At 73.7% G+C, this 19,042-nt stretch carries 18 protein-coding genes; 6 read left to right on the forward strand and 12 right to left on the reverse strand.

Features of this window, described 5'->3' with window-relative positions; genetic code table 11:
* Positions 1 to 13: 13 nt before the first annotated feature.
* From ACO0M4_RS09455 to ACO0M4_RS09470, 4 genes are all read right to left on the reverse strand, one after another.
* Positions 14 to 208, reverse strand: coding sequence for a hypothetical protein (locus ACO0M4_RS09455; RefSeq protein ID WP_430369323.1), 195 nt, complete (start codon positions 206 to 208; stop codon positions 14 to 16).
* A 71-nt stretch (positions 209 to 279) separates the two neighbouring features.
* A complete protein-coding gene (locus ACO0M4_RS09460; protein ID WP_430369324.1) occupies positions 280 to 807 on the reverse strand; it encodes a DUF1990 family protein in 528 nt (175 codons plus the stop codon).
* Positions 804 to 1,589: a crotonase/enoyl-CoA hydratase family protein gene (locus tag ACO0M4_RS09465; RefSeq protein WP_430369325.1), complete on the reverse strand. Its 786-nt coding sequence runs from the start codon at positions 1,587 to 1,589 to the stop codon at positions 804 to 806. The genes ACO0M4_RS09460 and ACO0M4_RS09465 overlap by 4 nt, the downstream gene beginning before the upstream one ends.
* Complete coding sequence (locus tag ACO0M4_RS09470) at positions 1,589 to 3,238, reverse strand: acyl-CoA dehydrogenase family protein (protein WP_430369326.1); 1,650 nt, start codon at positions 3,236 to 3,238, stop codon at positions 1,589 to 1,591. Before ACO0M4_RS09470 ends, ACO0M4_RS09465 begins: the two co-directional genes overlap by 1 nt.
* Positions 3,239 to 3,320: 82 nt before the next feature.
* Between ACO0M4_RS09470 and ACO0M4_RS09475 the strand changes: the two genes are divergently transcribed.
* Both ACO0M4_RS09475 and ACO0M4_RS09480 read left to right on the forward strand, forming a co-directional pair.
* On the forward strand, positions 3,321 to 4,076 hold the full coding sequence (locus ACO0M4_RS09475) for a PaaX family transcriptional regulator C-terminal domain-containing protein (protein ID WP_430369327.1): 756 nt from the start codon (positions 3,321 to 3,323) through the stop codon (positions 4,074 to 4,076).
* Positions 4,077 to 4,768: 692 nt separating this feature from the next.
* Complete coding sequence (locus ACO0M4_RS09480) at positions 4,769 to 5,506, forward strand: transglycosylase family protein (RefSeq protein WP_430369328.1); 738 nt, start codon at positions 4,769 to 4,771, stop codon at positions 5,504 to 5,506.
* Positions 5,507 to 5,772: 266 nt separating this feature from the next.
* On the opposite strand, the gene ACO0M4_RS09485 is transcribed toward ACO0M4_RS09480, so the two are convergent.
* Both ACO0M4_RS09485 and ACO0M4_RS09490 read right to left on the reverse strand, forming a co-directional pair.
* On the reverse strand, positions 5,773 to 7,209 hold the full coding sequence (locus tag ACO0M4_RS09485; RefSeq protein ID WP_430369329.1) for an amino acid permease: 1,437 nt from the start codon (positions 7,207 to 7,209) through the stop codon (positions 5,773 to 5,775).
* 115 nt (positions 7,210 to 7,324) lie between these two features.
* A complete protein-coding gene (locus tag ACO0M4_RS09490; RefSeq protein WP_430369330.1) occupies positions 7,325 to 8,533 on the reverse strand; it encodes a lactonase family protein in 1,209 nt (402 codons plus the stop codon).
* A 244-nt stretch (positions 8,534 to 8,777) separates the two neighbouring features.
* On the opposite strand from ACO0M4_RS09490, the gene ACO0M4_RS09495 reads away from it, so the two are divergent.
* Positions 8,778 to 9,866: a tetratricopeptide repeat protein gene (locus ACO0M4_RS09495; RefSeq protein WP_430369331.1), complete on the forward strand. Its 1,089-nt coding sequence runs from the start codon at positions 8,778 to 8,780 to the stop codon at positions 9,864 to 9,866.
* Here the strand turns inward: ACO0M4_RS09495 and ACO0M4_RS09500 are convergent.
* Positions 9,760 to 11,184 carry a lipase maturation factor family protein gene (locus ACO0M4_RS09500; protein WP_430369332.1) on the reverse strand — a complete coding sequence of 475 codons (1,425 nt, stop codon included), beginning with the start codon at positions 11,182 to 11,184 and terminating at the stop codon, positions 9,760 to 9,762. The two genes, ACO0M4_RS09495 and ACO0M4_RS09500, sit on opposite strands and share 107 nt — an antisense overlap.
* A gap of 427 nt (positions 11,185 to 11,611) precedes the next feature.
* Between ACO0M4_RS09500 and ACO0M4_RS09505 the strand changes: the two genes are divergently transcribed.
* Positions 11,612 to 11,782 (forward strand): hypothetical protein, encoded by a 171-nt coding sequence (locus ACO0M4_RS09505; protein WP_159030818.1) that lies wholly within the window; start codon positions 11,612 to 11,614, stop codon positions 11,780 to 11,782.
* A gap of 66 nt (positions 11,783 to 11,848) precedes the next feature.
* On the opposite strand, the gene ACO0M4_RS09510 is transcribed toward ACO0M4_RS09505, so the two are convergent.
* Positions 11,849 to 12,424, reverse strand: a complete 576-nt coding sequence (locus ACO0M4_RS09510) for a TIGR03086 family metal-binding protein (protein ID WP_430369333.1) — start codon at positions 12,422 to 12,424, stop codon at positions 11,849 to 11,851.
* 171 nt (positions 12,425 to 12,595) lie between these two features.
* On the opposite strand from ACO0M4_RS09510, the gene ACO0M4_RS09515 reads away from it, so the two are divergent.
* The gene (locus ACO0M4_RS09515; RefSeq protein WP_430369334.1) at positions 12,596 to 14,158 is read left to right on the forward strand and encodes an AMP-binding protein; all 1,563 of its coding nucleotides are present in this window, start codon (positions 12,596 to 12,598) and stop codon (positions 14,156 to 14,158) included.
* 29 nt (positions 14,159 to 14,187) lie between these two features.
* Here ACO0M4_RS09515 and ACO0M4_RS09520 read toward each other — a convergent pair whose 3' ends face one another.
* Positions 14,188 to 15,027 carry a nitroreductase/quinone reductase family protein gene (locus ACO0M4_RS09520; protein ID WP_430369335.1) on the reverse strand — a complete coding sequence of 280 codons (840 nt, stop codon included), beginning with the start codon at positions 15,025 to 15,027 and terminating at the stop codon, positions 14,188 to 14,190.
* A gap of 477 nt (positions 15,028 to 15,504) precedes the next feature.
* Here ACO0M4_RS09520 and ACO0M4_RS09525 point away from each other — a divergent pair, with 477 nt between their 5' ends.
* Complete coding sequence (locus ACO0M4_RS09525) at positions 15,505 to 16,545, forward strand: glycoside hydrolase family 88 protein (RefSeq protein ID WP_430369337.1); 1,041 nt, start codon at positions 15,505 to 15,507, stop codon at positions 16,543 to 16,545.
* Between the two features lie 40 nt (positions 16,546 to 16,585).
* On the opposite strand, the gene ACO0M4_RS09530 is transcribed toward ACO0M4_RS09525, so the two are convergent.
* The 3 genes from ACO0M4_RS09530 to ACO0M4_RS09540 all read right to left on the reverse strand — a co-directional run bounded on the left by ACO0M4_RS09530 (position 16,586) and on the right by ACO0M4_RS09540 (position 18,972).
* Positions 16,586 to 17,599, reverse strand: coding sequence for a zinc-dependent alcohol dehydrogenase family protein (locus tag ACO0M4_RS09530; protein WP_430369338.1), 1,014 nt, complete (start codon positions 17,597 to 17,599; stop codon positions 16,586 to 16,588).
* 96 nt (positions 17,600 to 17,695) lie between these two features.
* Complete coding sequence (locus ACO0M4_RS09535) at positions 17,696 to 18,157, reverse strand: RpiB/LacA/LacB family sugar-phosphate isomerase (protein WP_390011276.1); 462 nt, start codon at positions 18,155 to 18,157, stop codon at positions 17,696 to 17,698.
* A gap of 32 nt (positions 18,158 to 18,189) precedes the next feature.
* Positions 18,190 to 18,972: a triose-phosphate isomerase gene (locus ACO0M4_RS09540; protein ID WP_430369340.1), complete on the reverse strand. Its 783-nt coding sequence runs from the start codon at positions 18,970 to 18,972 to the stop codon at positions 18,190 to 18,192.
* Positions 18,973 to 19,042: the final 70 nt, after the last annotated feature.

Consider the following 19,042-nt stretch of genomic DNA (forward strand, 5'->3'; position numbering starts at 1 on the left):
TGCGGTGACGGCGTTACCGCACGTCACGGCCGACCGTCAACGCCGCCCCGGCCATCGCCCCGCCCAGCACCGCCCGGCGCCCCGGGTGCCCCGGGACCCGCCCGTTGGCCCGCGGCGGCGGTCCACCGGCCGGCGTCCGGGGGGCGGTCCACAGCCACTCCTGCTCGGTCAAGTCCGGCCGGGGAGGGATCGGTTCGTCATCGCACATGCCTGGCTTTCTCTCCCGGCGGGCCGGGTCGGTGGTGACGGAACGATGCAGCGGGGGGGGCCGTATGGCGATCAGCGGCGGTCGCCCGCGCCGCCGGTCAGCCGGCGCAGCGTGGCGCCGAGATGGCGGACGTAGGCGCGCTGGAACACCGGGACCAGCGGCCCGGCGAGGCGGGTGAGTGCGCGGGCCGGCCGGCTGAAGGCGGTGACGGTGAGCCACACCGAGCCGTCCGGGCGGCGCTCGACGACGAACGCCTCCTCGCCGCACTCCGGGTGGCCCGGCCGGGTCCCGTAGGCGAAGCCCGCCCGGTCCGCCGTGTCGACGGTCCACACCACCCGGCACGGGCCGGTGATCCGCAGCGGGCCGATGCCCAGTGAGACGTCGACGGTCACGCCCGGGGCGGCCCGCGGCGAGCCGGCCCGGATGCGGGTGCCCGCCGCCCGGTGCATCCGGAACGTGGCCACCGCGTCGCCGGCCGCCGCGAACGCCGTCGGGCTGTGGCCGAGCCGGACCGCCTCGCGCAGGTGGTGGTAGCCGGGCGGCAGCGGGGTGTGCCGGGTGCCGCCCCGCTCCGGGTAGGTCAGGTCGTCGTCGGTCATCGGGCGTCGTCCGCCGCCCCGTGCCGCCCGGAGCCCGCCGCGAACCGCGCCGCGCCCGCCAGACCCTCGGCCAACACGGCTTGCCCGTACCGGAGTTCGGTGGCCATGGCGGTCTCCTCGGCCCGGCCCTCCTGGTCCAGCAGGCTGGCCCGGTCGCTGCGTAGGCACGCCTGCGGGAGGCGGGCCAGCTCGGCGGCCAGCCGCTCCGCCGCGGTGCGGGCGGTGCCGGTGGGCACCACCCGGTTGACCAGCCCGATGTCCAGGGCCTCCGCGGCCGGCACCGGACGCCCCGTCAGGACCAGGTCCATGGCCCGGCCCGCGCCGATCAGTCGGGGCAGCCGCACCGTGCCGCCGTCGATCAGCGGGACGCCCCACCGCCGGCAGAACACCCCGAAGACCGCGTCCTCCTCCGCCACCCGCAGATCGCACCAGAGCGCCAGCTCCAGCCCGCCGGCCACCGCGTGCCCGGCGACCGCCGCGATCACCGGTTTGCCGAGCCGCATCCGGGTCGGACCCATCGGCCCGTCGCCGTCCGGCGCGACGCGGTTGCCGTGCGCGGTGCCGACCGCCTTGAGGTCGGCACCGGCGCAGAACGTGCCGCCCTCGCCCCACAGCACCGCCACTCGCGCGCTCTCATCGGCGTCGAACGTGCGGAAGGCATCGGCGAGTTGACGGGCCGTCGGGCCGTCCACGGCGTTCCGGGCGGCGGGCCGGGACAGCACCACCGTCGTCACCGGACCGGCCCGCTCGACCCGTACGGCGGCGCCCGGGGCCCCGGGCATCAGGCGGCGTCCCCGCCGGTCCGGGCGCGCCCGAGGACCCCGGCGAGGTCGGCGCCGGGCGGCAGGGTGCCGAAGGCGTGGCCCCATTGGCCGTCCAGCCGGGAGGCGCAGAACGCGTCGGCGACCGCCGGGGTGCTGTGCCGCACCAGCAGCGATCCCTGGAGCACCAGCGCCAGGCGCTCGGCCAGCGAACGGGCCACCAACTGAGCCCGCTCCGGGTCGCCGAGCTCGCCGAGCGCCTTGCGCAGTCCGGCCACCGCCGCGTCCAGCCGCCGGTCGGCGCCGGACGCGGCCTCGACCTCGGTGAAGTAGGCGTCCAGCGCGGCCGGCTCGCGGGTCAGGGCACGCAGCACGTCGAGCGCGGCGACATTGCCCGAGCCCTCCCAGATCGACAGCAGCGGCGCCTCCCGGTACAGCCGCGGCATGCCCGATTCCTCGACGTAGCCGTTGCCGCCCAGGCACTCCAGGGCCTCCGCGGCGTGGCTGCTGCCCCGCTTGCACACCCAGTACTTCCCGGCCGCCAGCGCCAGCCGGCGCAGCGCCGCCTCCCCGGCGTCGCCGGCCTGCGACCGGTCCACGGCGGCCGCCAGCCGCATCGCCAGCACGGTGGCGGCCTCCGACTCGACCGCCAGATCGGCCAGGACCGAGCGCATCAGCGGCTGCCGGTCCAGCTCCCGCCCGAACGCCTGCCGGTGGGCGGTGTGGTGAAGGGCCTGCCGCAGTCCCGCCCGCATCCCGGCCGCCGAGCCCAGCACACAGTCCAGCCGGGTCATGTTCACCATCTCGACGATGGTCCGCACCCCGCGGCCCGGCTCGCCGACCGGCCAGGCGACGGCGTCCTCGTACTCGATCTCGGATGAGGCGTTGGAGCGGTTGCCGAGCTTGTCCTTCAGGCGCATCAGCCGCATGCCGTTGCGGGTGCCGTCCGGCAGGACCCGCGGCACCAGGAAGCAGCTCAGCCCCTCGTCGGTCTGGGCCAGCGCCAGGAACACATCGCTCATCGGGGCCGAGGTGAACCACTTGTGGCCGGTGAGGCGGTAGCTGCCGTCCCCGGCCGGCACCGCCCGCGTGGTGTTGGCCCGGACGTCGGAGCCACCCTGCTTCTCCGTCATCGACATGCCGGCGATCAGGCCGTGCTTGGTGAGCGGGGCGCGCAGCCCGAAGTCGTAGCTGCGGGCGGCGAGCAACGGCTCGTACTGCGCGGCGAGATCCGGTGCGGCGCGCAGGGCGGGCACCACGGCGTAGGTCATCGAGATGGGGCAGCCGTGGCCGGGCTCGGCCTGCGACCAGACGTAGAACTTGGCGGCGCGCACCAGGTGCGCCCCCGGGCGCCGGTCGGTCCACGGCGCGGCGTGCAGGCCGTGCTCCACGGCGGTGGTCATCAACTGGTGCCAGGCCGGGTGGAACTCGACCTCGTCCACCCGGTGCCCGAACCGGTCGTGGGTGTGCAGCCGGGGCGGCTGCTCCTCCGCCCAGCGCGCCTGGTCCTGCACCGCCGCCGAACCGGCCAGCGCGCCGAGTTCGCGCACCTCCTGCTCGCCCCACGCGCCGCCCTCCCGGTGCAGCGCCGCCAGCAACGCCGGCTCGTCCGCGGCGCTGAAACCCGTCAGCGGCGGGGCCTGATTGGTTACTTCATGGGTGACGGTCATACCGCGACATTACAGATTCTCAACGACTGAAGGAAGACTGTAAGAAGCCGTTTCGCCTGCACGATCTAGACTTCCCGGACCTATGAACGACGCCGACGCCCCACTCGCCCTCCGGCCGCTGACCGCCCGCTCCGTCGTGCTGAGCACCCTCCTCGGCCATCACCCGCCCCGGCTCCCGGTGCGCGCGCTGGTGCGGGTCGGCGAACTCTTCGGCATCGCCGAGGGCACCGTCCGGGTCGCGCTCTCCCGGATGGTCGCGGCCGGCGACCTGCGGCAGCACGCGGGCGGCTACGCGTTGACCACCCGACTGCTGGCGCGCCAGGCCCGACAGGACGAGAGCCGCGCGCCGCGGACCCGCCCGTGGCACGGCGCCTGGGAGATCGCCGTGGTCACCGCGGACGGCAGCCGCCCGCCCGCCGAACGCACCGCCCTGCGCCAGGCGATGGCCGCGCTGCGGCTGGCCGAGGTGCGCGAGGGCAGCTGGCTGCGGCCCGCCAACCTCGACCGGCCCCGCCCGGCGGTGGCCACCGCGCAGTGCACCTGGTTCACCGGCGCTCCCGACGCCGACCCGGCCGCGCTGGCCCGGAGCCTGTGGGACCTGGACGGCTGGGCGGCCCGCGCCCGCGAGCTGCTGGCCGCGCTGGACCGCGCCGATACCCCCGCCGACCGCTTCACCGTCGCGGCCGCGGTCCTCCGCCACCTCCTCACCGATCCGCTGCTGCCCGCGCCCCTCCTCCCGGACGCCTGGCCGGGCGCCGCCCTCCGCTCCCGCTACGACGCCTTCGAGGCCGAATTCCGGGAACGGCTCCAGCACTTCCTGGCCCCCGGCGACGGATAGTGCGCTTGCCCCGCGCACGTGCCACCCCGTTGGCGCGGCGCTCCCCGCCCCCCGGGGACGGCGGGTCGGCCGGTCGGAGGGGCGCACGGGCAGCGCGGTGACGCGCGCGGATGCGGAGCGTGCCGACGCGGGTGGGGGCGCACGGCGCGGGCCTCCTGGAGCGGTGCCGGTGCGCCGGTCCGGTATGCGCCGCGCGGCGGGCCGTCGCGGGCCGTACGACCTGCCGCCTTCCGGTGAAACCCGGGTGGTGGCACCGCCGCGTCGGCCGTGCGCGGTGTGTGCGGCCCCCACCGCGCGTATGCACCGAGACCGGCGGATGCACTGGGCGTAACCCCCCGGAGTCGAACGTCCGGGCGATTGTCGGCCGGTCGGGCACCCGGGGCACGAGGGGTGCGCCCCTACCCGCCGGTTCTGTGCGCCATGCGGAGGATTTCGTCCCCCTTCCGGCGGCGAGGGGGCAGACCGGCCGCCGAAAGCGCTACCGCGCGCTCTGCCGATGTCGACGCGGCCCATGGTTGTCTCTTCCTCGTCGAATTCGACCGCCCGGAGAAAAGCCAACCGACGATCCAGAATCCCAGAACTCGCCGAAGACGCTGACATCTCTGCGCGCTCACCGAAATACCGGCACCTCCCGGCATTCGAAAGTGAGCGACAAATCAGTACGCACAGCAACAAGCGACGGGAGCACGCACATGGAAACTCAGCAGGTACCGGAAACGCAGGAATCGCCGGAACCGCAGGTATGCCGGGCAGCGGAAGTCCGCGAACCGGCGGACCGGGCCGTCCGCGGCGAGGCACTGCGCGGCCGGGGGGCCCGGGGGGCCACCGCGGTCGCCGTCCTGCTGGCCGCCGGCGCGCTGGGCGCGGTGTCCGAGGAGCCGGCCGAAGCCGTCAGCACCGGCACCTGGGACCGCCTGGCCCAGTGCGAAAGCGGCGGCAACTGGCGGATCGACACCGGCAACGGCTTCTCCGGAGGGCTCCAGTTCGGCCACTCGACCTGGCGTTCCTTCGGTGGCCACAGCTATGCGTCACGCGCCGCCCGGGCATCGCGGGCACAGCAGATCCAGGTCGCCGAACGCGTACTGGCCCGCCAGGGCTGGGGCGCCTGGCCCGCCTGCTCGGCCTCGCTGGGGCTGCGCGGCATCCCCCGCGGCGCCGCGCACACCCTGCCGGCCCGGGAGAAGGTCGTACCGAAGCGCACCCACGGCCAGCACCCCAAGCCCCAGGAAAAGCCCTACAAGAAGGATCGGCACCGCGTTTCCGGTGGCGCGGTGGTGGTGAATGTGGGGGACACCCTGAGCGGTATCGCCGTCGTCCACGGAAAACCGTGGCAGGAAATCTACCGACAGAACCGCCAGGTCATCGGCGAGGACCCGAACCTCATCTATCCGGGCACCCAACTTCAGGTCCACGCATCCGGTACGAGGTGACCGGCGGCGGCTGACCGGCCGCCGTAGGAAATCCTCAGCCGAGGGGTTTTCGTGGAATAGTCGACGGAGCGCAAGGGGAAATCGAGGAACTATCCCCAGGCTGTTCCGATGACTTTCCGGGAGAATCCTTAGGTAATCCAGGGGGATTCCGGGGGATTCCGGGAGTCGCTACCCGGGGGGGGGAGGGCAGGCCGTCCGTGGCGCCGCGGACGGCCTGCCCGGCAGCGGAGCTAGGGCCTATCCGACCCCGACCCACCAGACAGGCCCTAGGTGCCCCGGGCCCGCCGCCGGATTTCGTACGCGGCCAGGACGACACCCAGCGTGAGCAGGCTCAGCCAGAACTGCGCCCGGCTGTCCGGCAGTACCGCCATCGCCCCGATCACCAGCGCCATCAGCGCGATGGTCAGCCGGCTGAGCCAGGGGAAGCCCCACATCCGCAGGGTCAGCCGTGCCGGGTCATCGCGTTCCAGCGTGCGCCGCATCCGCAACTGCGCCACCGCGATCGCCAGATAGACGAACAGGGCAATGGCGCCATAGGAGTTGATGAGGAACGAGAAGACGACATCGGGCGAGAGCCACGCCGCGATCACCGACAGATATCCGACCGAGGTGCCGGCCAGCAGTGCCCGGCGCGGCACCCCGCTCGCACTGACCTTGGTGAAGCCGCGCGGCGCGTCGCCGTTCCGGGTGAGTGCGAAGAGCATGCGGGACGAGGTGTAGAGCGCGGAATTCAGGCAGGAGAGCACCGCGATCAACACGATCGCGTTCATGACGGTCCCGGCCGCCGGCACCGCCAGCCGGTCCAGCACCGCCGCGTACGGGCTGACTTCGATCGCCTTCGACGTCCAGGGCACCGCTGCCACCACCAGGAAGATCGACAGCACGTAGAACGCCACCACCCGCAGCACGATCGACCGGATGGCGCCGGCCACCGCGCGCTCCGGTTCGACCGATTCCGCGGCGGCGATGGTGACGATCTCGGCACCGGTGAAGAAGCCGACGCAGGGCACCACGGCGGCCAGCACGGCGCCGATCCCCTCCGGCGCGAAGCCGCCGTGCGCGGTGAGCTGGGCCAGTCCACCGGTCGACCCCGGCCACAGCCCGAGCACATAGAGCGCGCCCAGGAAGAGGAACACCACGATCGCCACGACCTTGATCGAGGAGAACCAGTACTCGAACTCGCCGTAGGAGCGCGCCGACACCATGTTCGTCGCCGTCAGCAGCGTCATCAGCACCAGGCTGACCGCCCACAGCGGGGCGCCGGGCAGCCACAGCCGGATGATCCGGCCGCCCGCCACCGCCTCGACCGCGACCACGATCACGAAGAAGTACCAGTACAGCCAGCCCACGGCGAAGCCGGCCCGGTGCCCCAGGGTCTCCCGGACGTGCGCGTAGAAGGAGCCCAGCGCCGGGCGGGCCACCGTCATCTCGGCGAGCATCCGCATGATCAGCACGGTCAGGCCGCCGGCCGCCAGGAACGACACCACCGCGGCCGGCCCGGTGGACCGGACCACCACCCCGCTGCCGACGAACAAGCCGGCCCCGATCACCCCGCCCAGCGCGATCAACTGCATGTGGCGGCGTTTGAGGCCCTGCCGCAGGCCCGTGCCGGCGGCTTGTGCGCCCGGGTCCGCCGGGTCCGGCCGCTGTACCGGGGCGTCCGGTGCGGCACCGGTGCCGGATGCTGTGGTTCCCGTACTCATGGTGCGCGACGCTAACGCGCCAATCCTGCGGGCCTGTTGCCACAGTGTTTCGGCCGCGCCGGGGCCACCCGCCGCGGCCCGTCATCGGCCGCCGTGGTCCCGGCGGCCGAGCCGCTCAGCGCGGCAGCACGCAGACCGCCATCGGTGCCGCGAACGGCTCACCCACCCGCACCAGCGCCCCGGTCCGGGCATCCACCGCGAACACCGTCACCGACCCCGACTTCTGGTTCGCGGCGAACAGCCACCGCTGGTCCGGCGAGAACGCGATCTGCCGCGGGAAGTCGCCACCCACCGGCACCGTGTCCAACAGCCGCAGCCCGGCCCCGGCCGCCACCACGGCGTACCGGGTGAGGCTGTTGTGGCCGCGGTTGGCGAGGAAGGCGAACCGGCCGCCCCGGGTGACCAGGAACTGCGCCGGATAGCTGACGCCCGGACCGGTCCCGGTGGACTGCGGCGCCCCGGGCGCCAGCCGTCCGCTGCGCGGGTCGTAGCCGCAGACCACCACGGTGTTGTCGACCTCGTTCGCCAGATAGGCGTACCTGCCCGACGGGTGGAAGGTCAGATGGCGGGGCCCGGCGCCGGGCCGCAGCGCCGCGTACGCCACCTGGGTCAGCTTCCCGGCCCGCGGGTCGAGCCGATAGGTGTAGACGGTGTCGTTGCCGAGGTCCACGGCCAGCACGTGGCGGCCGTCCGGAGCGGTGACGATCTGGTGCGCGTGCGGCCCGGTCTGCCCGGGACCGGGCGGCGGGCTGTCGTGGACGACCAGGTCCGTGCGCGGTCCCAACGCACCGCTGCCGGGGTCGATCGGGTGCACGGCCACGCTCCCGGAGAGGTAGTTGGCGCTCAGCAGCCACCGCCCGCCGGGGTGCACCGACAGGTGGCACGGCCCGGCCCCGCCGGTGGATCGACTGCCCAGCACCACCGGCCCGCCGCCGTCCCGCGGCAGCGCGACCGCCGTCACCGCACCGTCCTCCTGCTCGTCGACCGCGTAGAGCGTCCGGCCGTCCGGGGCCAGGGTTAGGTAGGAGGGGTCGGCGACGCCCGGGAGCACCCCGGTGGCGGTGAGCGCACCGCTGTCGGGGTCGTAGCCGGCCAGTCCGACACCGGTGCCGCCGCCCGGCTTCGAGGTGTACGTCCCCAGGAACAGCGGCCGCAGTCGCCGCTGCCCGGCCCGGACCGGAGCGCCGCCCCAGGCCGGCCCGGCAGCCGCCGCGGACACCCCCGCCGCTGCGGACGCTCCCGCCACACCCGCCGCGACGGCCCCGACCGCCCCGACGAACCGCCGCCGCCCGATGCCGTCCCGCGCCCCGACCGCCTCGCCCATGCCACACCTCCGGTGCCGTGCCCGTCAGGGTGACCCGCCCCGCACCACCCCGCAAGAGCACCGCTGGTGACCCCTCGTCAGTTCCCCGACCCCGAGAACCCCGTACGTCCCGATGATGACCCCCCACCGCTCCCGTAGCACTCCAGTCGTACATCACAACCCATACGTGGGCGGATTCGCCGCACCCCTCCCTTTCCGTACGTTCGTGAGTACGGCAAACGCATGATCGAGAGGTCACGGATTGATGTACGGCAAGGCATTCGCCCCCGAGTACCAGGGCGAACTGGGCTCGGCGCTGAGCGTGAACTCCTCCTACGAGGAGGTGCTGGCCACCGCGCACCGGACACTCACCGAAGCGGACACCGCACTCAAGCGGTCCAGAGCCCAGCTGGCCGTCGCCGAGGCCAACCGGCGACTGGGCAGGGTGGCCGCGGCGGGCGCCGCCTGGCGCGCCGCCTACCGCAGCGGCCGGACCGCCGGCGACCCCGCCGCCATGGCCTGGGCGCTGTGGAGCGGCGGCACCCTGGCCCGCCAGTGCGGCACCCTGGCGCTGGCCCGGCGACTGCTCACCCACGCGGTGGCGCTGGCCGAGACCGGCGGCGACCGCCTCGCCCACGGCTACTCCCTCGCCGGCCTCGCCGAGACCGGCCGCATCCAGGGCGACTACGCCGCCGTCGCCGACCTGCACGAGCAGCTCCTGGAACAGGCCCGGGCGCACGGCGAGGCCCGGCACATGGTCTGGGCGATGTCCGGTATAGCCCAGATGCACCGCAACACCGGCGACCACCGCAAGGCCCTGGAACTCTTCGAGGAGTCCGCCCGGATCGCCGCCGACGCCGACGACTTCCGCGGCCGGGCCTGGTCGCTGCGCGGCGTGGCCGACGTGCTCTCCGTCCGCGGCGAGCCGGACCGGGCGCTGGCCCTGCTGTCCGAGGCGGAGACCCTCTGCCGCACCATGGACCTGGCCGGCGCGCTCGCCTACAACCACAAGATGCGCGGCAACGTCCTCTACCGCGCCGGCCGCCACGCCGAGGCCCGCGACACCTACGCCCTCGCGCTGCGCGAGTTCCAGGAGATGCAGGAGCCGCGCGGCGAGGCGCTCTCTCGGCTGGGCCTGGCCAAGTCCCGCGCCCGACTGGGCCGCGACCGCACCGGAACCCTCACCGAACTCGACGTCCTGGAAAAGGACTTCGCCCGGATCGGGCTGCGCCACGCCCGCGAGATGGTCATCGCCTTCCGTACAGAGCTGACCGCGACACCGGAGGCAGGAACTCCCGCTCCGCGGTCCGGTGCCACCACTCGCCGGTCTCCCGCAGTTCCCGCCAGGTCGTGAAGCGGTAGCGGAACACCCGGGCCCGCACCCGGGCCGGCGGCAGGTCGGGGAACGGATTGTGGCGCAGCAGCCGCACGGTGTCCCGGTCGTTCTCCAGCAGCCGCGCCACGAACGGCACGAACCAGGACCGGGCGTAGGCCGGCGAGAGCGCCGCGAACCACATCAACCAATCGAGCCGCAAGTGATAGGGGGCGAACTGGCGTGGCAGGTGCGCCGGTTCACCGGGCTTGCCGTGGAACTCATAGGCGTGCCAGGTCGTACCGGGCCCGGACACCGCGTCCGCGGTGCCCTCGACGACGATCTCCCGGCGCACCCGGGTGATGCTGCCGAACGCGCCGTAGGAGTTGACCAGGTGCAGCGGCTCGTACGAGGTGTTCATCAGCTGGCCCCGGGACAGCAGGTTGCGGGCCGGGCGGTAGCTGAGCGCGAGGACGCCGACGGCGGCCGCGGTCACCACCGCCTCGAACCACACCGGCGGCGCGCCCGGCGCCGGCGGAGGACCACCCCACAGCGGGGCGGCGGCCGACAGCGCCAGGGCGATGGTGATCCAGTTCAGCCAGGAGAAGTTGCCGGACAGCACCAACCACAGCTGGGTGGCGGCCATTCCCGCGGCCGCCCACCCGGCCACCGGCTGCGGGGTGAACAGCAGGACCGGCAGGACGAGTTGGGCCACGTGGTTGGCGGCCGTCTCGACCCGGTGCAGCGGCTTCGGCAGGCGGTGGAAGAACCAGCTGAGCGGACCCGGCATCGGCTGGGTCTCGTGGTGGTAGTAGAGGCAGGTCAGATCGCGCCAGCAGCGGTCCCCGCGCATCTTGATCAGCCCGGCCCCGAACTCCACCCGGAACAGCAGCCAGCGCAACAGCCACATGACCAGCACCGGCGGTGCGGTGTCGGCGTTGCCGAGGAAGACCGCCAGCACCCCCGCCTCCAGCAGCAGCGTCTCCCACCCGAACCCGTACCAGGTCTGCCCGACGTTGACGATGGACAGGTACATCGCCCACAGCACGGCCCACAGCACCATCGCCGCCCACAGCGGCACCACGTCCGCCGCCCCCGCCGCGACCGCCGCCGCCAGCACCGCCCCGCTCCACGCCCAGGCCGCGAAGAAGCGGTCCGAGTAGTGCAGCTGGAAGACCGACGGGGAGAGCCGGAACGGCACCCGCGCCGTGAAGGCCGGGATCGGCAGCATCCCGCGGGCCCCCAGCAGCGCCCGGAACTGCCGGGCCGCGGCGACGAACGCGACCAGATAGAGCACCGCGAGCAGACGCTGGAAGACCAGCCGCCCGAGCCACGAGCCGGGATCCGAGAACCATTCCACCCGCCCATGGGTAGCACCGCGGCCACCGCCGCACGGACGCGGCGCGCGGGCGGGCGACCCCGGCGGACGCGGACCACCTCCCCACGCTACGGAAGGCACCGCACCCGGCAACCGGGGCCCCGCGCACGCGGCGCGGAAGAGGGGCTGACGGCCAGGCGGGTGAATGACGCAGCGTGTTCCCGCGCCCCGGCGCGGGCCGTGGCACGGGGCGGATACCCCGCGATCCCGAGACGTGCCGTTATCGCCGGAAAAAGTCGAGCGGTCCACGAGCGGCATCGATATCCTGGAAGGCGACGGACGACCCTCCTTGGGAGAAGCCAACACCATTGGCCCGTCGCGGGAACGCCACACACCCTGGCCGACCTCCCGGTCTGTGAACGAAGGCGCCACCGCGTCGGAACCAACTACCTCGAAGAAGGAGTGCGTGGTGGCATTGCACAAGGCTCAACACAAGCAGCCCCGTTTGAAGCAGGGCGAGCGCCCCGGGCGTATCAAGGAAGTCCGCAATCTCGAAGCCTGGGATCGTTGCGCCCCGGTGCGTCTGGCCGGCTGCGAGGAGGATCCCGTCGAACCGCACATCGTCCGCGGCATCGACTGACCCGACCGCGGGTGTCCGCCGGCCCCGGCCCCTCTTCGGGGGGCGGGGCCGGCGGCCGTCCGGGCGTCAGGGCTGGCGGCCGAGCAGACACAGCAGCCGGGTCAGGTCGTCCGCGTCCGCTGGGGGTTCCACCGGCGCGGCGAACAGCCCCGACCCCTCCAGGACGTCGGCGTACGGCTCCACCTCGCGCAGTGCCGCGGACACCAGGTGCGCCGGCAGCCGCTCGTCGGCGCCGATCGCCCGGGACAGGTCCCAGGTGTGCACCACGGCGTCGGCGGTCAGCTGCGTGCAGTACGCGTCGGCCGGGGTGGTGCCGTAGGAGAGGTGGACCGAGCGGTGCAGGGCGCCCGGCTCGGCGAACGCCGCCCGGGCCGCCGCCGAGGCCCGGTCCCAGCCCCCGACCGGGTCCTCGCCGAGCTGGTCGCCGTCGAAATCCCCGTCCACCTCGGCGATCGTGGCCCCGTCCCGCACCAGGCGGGGCACCCACAGTTGCTCCGCGGTGAGGTGGTTGACCAGGTCGAACACCGACCACTGTGTGCACGGTGTCGGCGCCTCCCACTGGTCCTCCTGGACGGTGTGGACCCGGGCGCCGAACAGCTTCAGCGCCTCGCCGTGGGAGCGCAGGATGTCGTTGTTGCCCATGGTCTTGAGGATAGGAGCGGGCACCGCCGAGGGCGCCCGGTACGGGGCGATCGGAGCACCGGGCCGGCCGGGCGGGGATGGCGCGGGGCGCTCTGGTGGGCGCGCGGCGATTGGCTGTTCAATGAGCCGGACCGGTGTGGCCGGTCCTGGCCGCTCCCCTCTGGAGGCACCATGGAAGCCGTCGCACCGCCCGCCGCCCGTGCCCCCGCCATCCGCTGCGCGGGCCACGAACGCGGCTATCCGGAATTCCTCGACCGCGCCGCCCGGATCGCAACGGGCCTGGCGGACCTGGGAGTCGGGCCCGGCGACCGGGTCGCCGTGGTGCTCCGCAACGAGCCCGCGCACCTGGAGATCACCACCGCCGCCGCCCAGCTCGGCGCCGCCGCCGTCCCCGTCAACTGGCACTTCCGCACCGACGACCTGCGCCATGTGCTGACCGACAGCGGCAGCGTGGTGGTCTTCGTCCACACCGACCTGCTCGCCGCGGTGACCGCGGTCCTGCCCGACGACGTGCAGGTCGTCGAGGTCGCGGTGCCGCCCGGCGTGGCGGCCGCCTGCGGGACCACCGCCCCGCCCGTCACCGGCCGGCACCCCGTCCTCGACGACTGGCTGGCCGACCGGCCGCCGTTGGCCCGGCCCGTCGGGGCCCGGCCGCCCACCGTCATCTACAGCTCCGGAACGACCGGCCGTCCCAAGGGAGTTCTGCGCGAACCGGTCGGCCCGGAGCTGCTCACCGAGGCGGTGGCGAGCTTCCTGGAATACTTCGCGGTCGCCCCCGGCGGCCGGACCCTGATACCCGCCCCGCTCTACCACGCCTCGCCCAGCCAGCACGCGGTCCTGGCACTGGCGGCCGGTCTGGACATCACGCTGATGCCGCGCTTCGACGCCGAGGAGTTCCTGCGGCTGGTCGAACGGCACCGCATAGAGCAGGCGCAGGTGGTCCCCACCATGTTCGTCCGGCTGCTGCGGCTGCCCAAGGACGTCCGCGAGCGCTACGACCTGTCCTCGCTCACCTCCGTGGTGCACGCCGCCGCGCCCTGCCCGCCGCACATCAAACACGCCATGATCGACTGGCTGGGGCCGGTCCTGCGGGAGTACTACGGCGGCAGCGAGACCGGCGCGGTGACCTGGTGCGACAGTGCGGAGTGGCTTGCCCACCCCGGCACCGTCGGACGCGCCCAGGGCACCAGCGCGGTCCTCGTCCTCGGGCCCGACGGGGAGGTGCTGCCACCCGGTGCCACCGGCGAGATCTACGTCCGGCCCGCCGAGAACTGGCCCCGCTTCAGCTACCTCGGCGACCCGGACAAACGCGCCGCCATGGAGGCACCGGGCCAGCCCGGACACGTCACCCTCGGCGACATCGGCCACCTCGACGAGGACGGCTACCTCTACCTCAGCGACCGCCGCAACGACCTGGTCATCTCCGGCGGCGTCAACATCTACCCGGCGGAGATCGAGGGCTGCCTGCTGGCCCTGGACGGGGTGCGGGACGCGGCGGTGTTCGGCATCCCCGACGAGGAGTTCGGCGAGGCGCTGGCCGCGCACCTGGAGACCGAAGCCGGGGTGCGGCTCACCGCCGCGGCGGTCCGCGACCACGTCGCCCGGCGGCTCGCCGCGTACAAGGTGCCCCGGGCCGTGGTGTTCGAGGAGCGGCTACCGCGGGACGAGTCCGGGAAGCTCTTCAAACGGCAGCTGCGGGACCCCTACTGGGACGGCCACGGCCGCCGGATTTGACCCCCGCGGCCGCCGCCCCGGCCCCGCGCTCAGCCGGCCATCGCGTCGAGCACCGGAATCAACTGCTCCTCCTCATAGGTGAGATGGGTCTCCAGCTCGTCCGTCAGCCGCTCGACCTCGGCGCGGATCCCGCCCGGGGCGGCGGACGGCTCGGCGAGCGTGTGGCGCAGCTCCTCCAGGAGTGCCGCGATGCTCTGGTGCTCCTGGTCCAGCCGGTCCAGTACCGGGGCGAGCTCCGGCCGGTGGCGGCGGAGCGCGGGGAACATCCCGCGGTCCTCGCCGGTGTGGTGGTTGTGCAGCCCCTGGCACAGGGTCAGGCAGTTGATCCGCAGCTGGGCGCCGAGCACGCTGCCGGATTCGGCCAATTCCTTGCGGATGGTGCCCAGTTCGCGCCGGAAGGCGTCATGGATGAGGGTGACGGACTGGCCCGGGGTCGCCCCGCCGAAGCGCGGCGGACCGGTCTCGACGGAGGCCAGCGCCACCACCGGGATGGTGCGGCGGGTCTTCGCCTGGTAGTCGGCCCAGCCCGGGTTGGCTTCGACGGCGCGGGCGAAGACCCGGTCGCGCTCCTCACCGGCCAGCACCTCGGCCGCCGCCTCGTAGGTGAAGACCCCGTCCTCGACCGTGGCACGGGGGTGCGCGAGGAGGTTGTGGAACCAGTCCGGGTGGTGCGGCGCGCCGCCGGCCGAGGCGATGACGAGGATCCGCTCCCCGTCGGGGAGGTAGCCGACCGGGGTGGTGTGCCGGGTGCCGGTGCGGGCGCCGGTGGTGGTCAGCAGGATCAGCCGGCCGCCCTCGAAGGGGCCGCCGACCCGGCCGGCGTTGGCCCGGAACTCGTCGATGACCTGCTGGTTGAAGTCATGGGGCATGAAGGGTGCGTCTCCAGGTATGAGGTGCCCAGGGCGAAGCCACTCGGGCAGGGTGAAGTGACCGCACGACGACGGTGGCGGCGCGGCGCGACAGGGCGCGGCACGGCGGCGTGCGTGGTGCGGGAAGTGGAAGAGCGCGCGGAAGAGCCGCGCGAAGTGGTGGAAGCAGCGCGACAGATACGCGCAAAGGAGAGGCAGGAAGGGGTGGGGCGGGTCTCTCACCCGCCGCGCGGTCACGAAGTGACCGGGTGCCCCACTCGCTTGTGGCCCATGGCCGACCCGGTAGTCACGGCGCCAACCGTACGGGTACAGGCGTGCGAAGGCAATTCCGTAGCGGTCCGCCGGTCGCCGGTCCGTCGGTCGCCGTCCGCCCCTTCCGCCGGGGGGAGTTGACTGCCACGATGGCCCCGCTTCCTCATAGGAGAGAACGCTGTTCGTGTACGTGAATATCCGTGCTTCCGTCCCGGAGGGGTGTTCATGGAACGCCGGCACGTCCGCACCGTCGCCGTACTGCGCAGGGTCGCCGACCACTGGATCGGCGCGCACCGCGACCCCGGTGACAACCAGTGGGCCCGCGCCACCTTCTTCTGCGGGCTGATGGCCCTGCACCGCCTCACCCGCGAACCCCGCTACCTCGCCTACGCCCGCGGCTGGGCGGAACGGCACGGCTACGGACTGCACAGCGGCCCCACCACCCGGCACGCCGACGACCAGTGCGCCGGCCAGGTCTACCTCGACCTGCACGCCCTGGACCCCGCGCCCGACCCGGCGAAGCTCGCGGCCATCGAGGAGTCCGTGCGGCGGATGACCGACACCGCGGGCCAGCGGCACGACGACTGGTGGTGGGACGACGCGCTGCACATGGCGATGCCGCCGTTCGCCCGGCTCGGCGCGCTGCGCGCCGACCGCTCCTACTGGGACGCGATGCACGCCTTCTACGTCCACACCCGGGACGCCGAGGGCGGGCCGGGCCTGCACGACCCCGGCAGCGCGCTCTGGTACCGCGACAAGCGGTTCCTGCCCGGCGGGATCACCTCCCCGAACGGCAGACCGGTGCTGTGGTCCCGCGGCAACGGATGGGCGGCGGCCGCGCACGCCAAGGTGCTGGCGGTGCTGCCGGACACCTTCGCGCCGACGGCCGCCTACCGCCGTACCCTCGCCGCGCAGTTGGCCGCGCTGCGCACCGTGCAACGGCCGGACGGGTTCTGGAACGTGAACCTCGCTGACCCCGGGCACCTGCCGGGCCCGGAGACCAGCGGCACCGCGTTCTTCACCTACGCCACGGCCGCCGCGATCCGCACCGGGGTCGTCCCACGCGGCGACTACCTGCCGGTGGCCGCCCGCGCCTGGGCGGCGATGGCGGCCACCGCCGTGCACCCCGACGGCTTCCTGGGCTACGTCCAGAACGTCGGTGACCGGCCGGAATCGAGCCAGCCGGTCACCCACGACTCCACCGCCGACTTCGGGGTGGGGGCGTTCCTCTTGGCCGGTACGGAACTGGCGGCACTGGGCGGTTGAACGGCGCCGGCTCGAATGGTGGTCGGGCCCGCCGGGGCCGTCATGCCGCCGCCCCGTTCGGGACGATCTGGAGCTTGCGGCCGGTGCCCTGCTGGAAGGTCTCCAGGGCGGTGGCGTACGCGTCGAGCCCGAACCGGTGCGTGATCATGGTCTCGGAGTCGATGACGCCCTTGCCCAGCAACTCCACCGCGCGACCGTAGCTGTGCAGGATGGCCATGCTGCCGACGATCCGGATCTCGTCGTTGTAGATCCGGAACGGCGAGAACCGCGCGGTCTCCTGGTCGGGTGCGCAGCCGAACTGCTGGAAGGTGCCGCCGCGGGCCGGCCGGGTCAGCCCGTCCTCGATGGCACGGATGTTGCCGGTGCAGTCGGTGACCACCTCCCAGCCGCGCGGGTGGCCGGCGGTCAGCGCGTCGGCGCTGGTGGCGACGGCGTCCGCGCCGAGCTTGCGGGCCACCGCCAGCCGGTCCTCGTTGACGTCCACGACCGAGACCGAGGCGGCGCCGGAGCGCTGGGCGACCTGGAGGTAGAGCAGGCCCATGGTGCCGGCACCGTAGATCAGGAAGTGGTCGCCCAGCTTGGGGGCGACGAGGTCGAAGCCGCGCACGATCGTCGACAGCGGCTCGATCAGCGGGGCGTGCGCCAGCGGTACGGTCTCCGGCAGCCGGTAGCAGTTGCGGACCGGCACCGCCACGTACTCCGCGCAGGCGCCGTCGGCGGTGATGCCGAGGGTGCCCCACCGCTCGCAGAGGTTGCCGCGGCCGATGGCGCAGAAGTGACAGGCCCCGCAGTAGAGCGCGGGGTCGGCCGCGATGGCGTCGCCCGCGGCGAACTCCGTGACGTCCGCGCCGACCGCGACCACCTCACCGGCGAACTCGTGCCCGGGGATCACCGGATACCGGGTCGGCCCGAACTCGCCCGCCAGCATGTGCACATCGGTCCCGCACAGCCCCGCCGCGGCGACCTTGACGACGACCTCGCCGGGGCCGGGCGTCGGGTCCGGGACGGTGGTGACGTGGAGCCGGTGCGGTTCCTCGATGACTACTGCGCGCATGGCAGTGACCGCCTTTCGGGAGCGGGAGTGGGAGAAGCCCGTCGGGGGAGTCGGGGGAGTCGGGGGTGTCGTGGGAGGGGAGCGCGGGCGCCGGGCTCAGGCCGCGCGCAGGTTGCGCGACTCGACCTGCTTGATCTTCTCCACCTTGGGGGCTGAGGAGCCCCCGGCGAAGTCGGAGTCCAGCCAGTGCCGCAGGCACACCAGCGCCGCCTCCACGCCCATGGTGCGGCTGCCGAAGCAGGCGATCTGCGCGTCGTTGGACTTGCGGGCCCGCTCGGCGCTGTAGCTGTCGGGGATCTGCGCGGCGCGGATCCCGGGGACCTTGTTGGCGGCGATCGCCATGCCGATGCCGGTGCCGCAGACCAGCACCGCGCGCTCGTGCTCGCCGCGGGCCACGCTCCGCGCGACGCGCTCGGCGACGTCGGGGTAGTCCTCGGTGGCGGTGGCGCTCAGGTCGGTGACCGGGTGGCCGTGTGCGGTGAGGTAGGCGACCATCGCGTCCTTCATGGCGGTGGCGGCATCGTCGGCGCCGATCGCGATCGGGTACGTACGGGACACTGCGGGCTCCTGGGGGTGGGGAGGGGCTCGGGTCAGCTGCGGGAGATCTCTTCGAGGACCGTGCGCAGGCCCTCGGTGTCGTGGGCGAGCCGGCCCAGGAACAGCCCGTCGACGGCACCGGCCAGCTCTTTGTAGGTGCCGGGGCCTGCGGTTCCGCCGTAGATCAGCCGACCGCGTACGTCGTGGTCGCGCAGCGCGCCGCGGAGCGCCGCGGCGACCGTGCGGACGTGCCGGGCGGGCGCTGGTTCGCCGGCGCCGATCGCCCAGACCGGCTCGTAGGCGACGATCACCTCGCTGCCCGGGGCGGCGCCGGCCAGCGCGGCCCGGACCTGGGTCAGCGTCTCCGCGGCGGCCGCCGCCGGGTCCGCTGCGCGTCGCTCGCCCGCGCAGATCACCGGGACCAGGCCGGCCGTGGTGGCCGCCTGGGTCTTGGCGGCCACGATCCGGTCGGTCTCGCCGAAGTGTCGGCGGCGCTCGGCGTGGCCGACCTCGACGTAGCGGGCGCCGGTCTCGGCGAGCATGTCGGCCGAGACCTCGCCGGTCCACGCGCCCCGGCCGGCCCAGTGCACGTCCTGTGCGCCGTAGCCGACGCCGGTGCCGGCCAGCAGTTCCCGGGCGTCCGCCAGCGCCGGGAAGGACGGCAGTACGAAGAGGTCGACGGGGTGGGGGAGGCCGGCCAGTACCGCGTCGAGGGCGGCGACCTCGGCGAGCCAGGTCCGGGTCTGGGCCAGGCCGAAGTACAGCTTCAGCGAGACGCCGACCACCGGGCGGGGCGCCGCGCGGCCCGTGGTGCCCGTCGAGTTCTCAGGAATCACGTCGCTCATGATGCTTTCAACGGAATCACATGTGAAGTTCTCAAATCAAGACGTGAACATCACGAGATGT

The sequence above is a fragment of the Streptomyces sp. RGM 3693 genome (genome assembly GCF_050471125.1).
Lineage (GTDB): Bacteria > Actinomycetota > Actinomycetes > Streptomycetales > Streptomycetaceae > Streptomyces.